The organism is Streptomyces sp. NPDC056948, assembly GCF_042674225.1.
GTDB lineage: Bacteria > Actinomycetota > Actinomycetes > Streptomycetales > Streptomycetaceae > Streptomyces > Streptomyces purpurascens.
The window spans coordinates 1-2187 of record NZ_JBHUQX010000741.1 but is presented as its reverse complement, the minus strand read 5'-3'; the positions used below and the strand labels follow the sequence as shown (position 1 = coordinate 2187).

Annotated in this window: 2 protein-coding genes and 1 pseudogene; 2 read left to right on the top strand and 1 reads right to left on the bottom strand. The window is 67.5% G+C overall.

Going from position 1 to position 2187, the window contains the following annotated elements; translation table 11 throughout:
- Positions 1 to 27: 27 nt before the first annotated feature.
- Positions 28 to 495: an RDD family protein gene (locus ACFTZL_RS44225; protein WP_382596107.1), complete on the bottom strand. Its 468-nt coding sequence runs from the start codon at positions 493 to 495 to the stop codon at positions 28 to 30.
- Between the two features lie 210 nt (positions 496 to 705).
- Here ACFTZL_RS44225 and glnA point away from each other — a divergent pair, with 210 nt between their 5' ends.
- Entirely contained in the window at positions 706 to 2142 is a 1437-nt protein-coding gene (gene glnA / locus ACFTZL_RS44220) for a type I glutamate--ammonia ligase (RefSeq protein WP_382596104.1), read from the top strand.
- A pseudogene (locus ACFTZL_RS44215) lies at positions 2112 to 2187 on the top strand (hypothetical protein); the annotation flags it as partial. The gene glnA and the pseudogene ACFTZL_RS44215, both read left to right, overlap by 31 nt.

The window sequence follows — 2187 nt, the reverse complement described above, 5'->3', positions numbered from 1 at the left end:
CATCGGGATCGCTGGATGCGGAGGTCGCTAGATGCGGACCTCGACCGTGCCGGCCAGCCGGTCGTGCAGACCGCGGCCGTCGCGGTCCCAGATCAGGGCGGGGATCGCGAGGAAGAGCAGGACCGTGCGCAGGAGCGTGCGCCAGGGGCTGACGCGGCCGGTGTCCAGGGCGAGCACCCGCAGGCCGAGGAGGCGCTTGCCCGGGGTGAAGCCGACCGTGCCGACCGTGAGCACCATGAGGGCGAACAGGATGAGCGGTGCCCAGATCTGTGCCGCTTCGTTGTAGCTCTGCGTGATAAGACCGTATGCGATCAGGAGACTCAGACCCCAGTCCACGGCGAGGGCGCCGATCCGACGGCCCGGGCGGGCGATCGAGCCGGGTCCCTCCTCGGGCAGACCGAGCTGCTCACCCCGGTATCCGAAGTCGACACCGGCCTCTTCCGCGGCCGCGCGGGGCCCGGAAAGCCACGATCCGAGTGCTTGCCTGTTGTCCACCCGTCCACGGTACTGCGCCCGTAAATGACCAGGGCACGGCGGGGTGTGGTCGGGCTACGGTGGAGGGTGAGCCGGTTAACTTGTGCGAAACAAATGAGTCACGCCAGAGAAATCACCCGTCCCTAGGGTCTACGTCAGCGTGTGCCACCCGCACTGGCAGCACGAACGAACTACCACCCCGGCGGGACGGTCGGGAGTAGGAGGAGCTGGATGTTCCAGAACGCCGACGAGGCCAAGAAGTTCATCGCGGACGAGGACGTCAAGTTCGTCGACGTCCGCTTCTGCGACCTGCCGGGCGTGATGCAGCACTTCACGATCCCCGCATCGGCCTTCGACCCGGCCGAGGAGCTCGCCTTCGACGGCTCCTCCATCCGCGGCTTCCAGGCCATTCACGAGTCCGACATGGCGCTCCGTGCCGACCTGTCCACCGCGCGCGTCGACCCGTTCCGCCGCGACAAGACGGTCAACATCAACTTCTTCATCCACGACCCGATCACGGGTGAGCAGTACTCCCGTGACCCGCGCAACGTGGCGAAGAAGGCCGAGGCCTACCTCGCCTCCACCGGGATCGCCGACACGGCGTACTTCGGTCCGGAGGCCGAGTTCTACGTCTTCGACAGCGTCCGCTTCGCGACCAGCGCGAACGAGTCCTTCTACCACATCGACTCCGAGGCCGGCGCCTGGAACACCGGCGCCCTCGAGAACAACCGTGGTTACAAGGTCCGCTACAAGGGCGGCTACTTCCCGGTCCCGCCGGTCGACCACTTCGCCGACCTGCGTGCCCAGATCTCCCTGGAGCTGGACCGCGCCGGCCTGCAGGTCGAGCGCCAGCACCACGAGGTGGGCACCGCCGGCCAGGCCGAGATCAACTACAAGTTCAACACGCTGCTCGCCGCGGCCGACGACCTGCAGCTCTTCAAGTACATCGTGAAGAACGTGGCGTGGCAGAACGGCAAGACGGCGACCTTCATGCCGAAGCCGATCTTCGGTGACAACGGCTCGGGCATGCACGTCCACCAGTCGCTGTGGACCGGCGGCCAGCCGCTCTTCTACGACGAGGCCGGTTACGCGGGCCTGTCGGACACCGCCCGCTACTACATCGGCGGCATCCTCAAGCACGCCCCGTCGCTGCTGGCCTTCACCAACCCGACGGTGAACTCGTACCACCGCCTGGTGCCGGGCTTCGAGGCGCCGGTCAACCTGGTCTACTCGCAGCGCAACCGCTCCGCGGCCATGCGTATCCCGATCACGGGTTCGAACCCGAAGGCCAAGCGCGTCGAGTTCCGTGCGCCCGACTCCTCCGGCAACCCGTACCTGGCCTTCTCGGCGCTGCTGCTCGCGGGCCTGGACGGCATCAAGAACAAGATCGAGCCGGCCGAGCCGATCGACAAGGACCTCTACGAGCTCGCCCCCGAGGAGCACGCGGGCGTCCCGCAGGTCCCGACCTCGCTCCCGGCCGTCCTCGACCGCCTGGAGGCCGACCACGAGTTCCTGCTCGCGGGCGACGTCTTCACGCCGGACCTGATCGAGACGTGGATCGACTACAAGCGCGCGAACGAGATCGCGCCGCTGCAGCTGCGTCCGCACCCGCACGAGTTCGAGCTGTACTTCGACGTGTGCGCTGGACCCGGTACGCGCAGTCGCTGACGGAGCGTCCGGTGAAGGGCATGCTGACCGGCCCGGTGACGATGC

Coding starts and splice junctions, on each gene's coding strand:
- glnA (WP_382596104.1), top strand. CDS start 706: ATGTTCCAGAACGCCGACGAGGCCAAGAAGTTCATCGCGGACGAGGAC.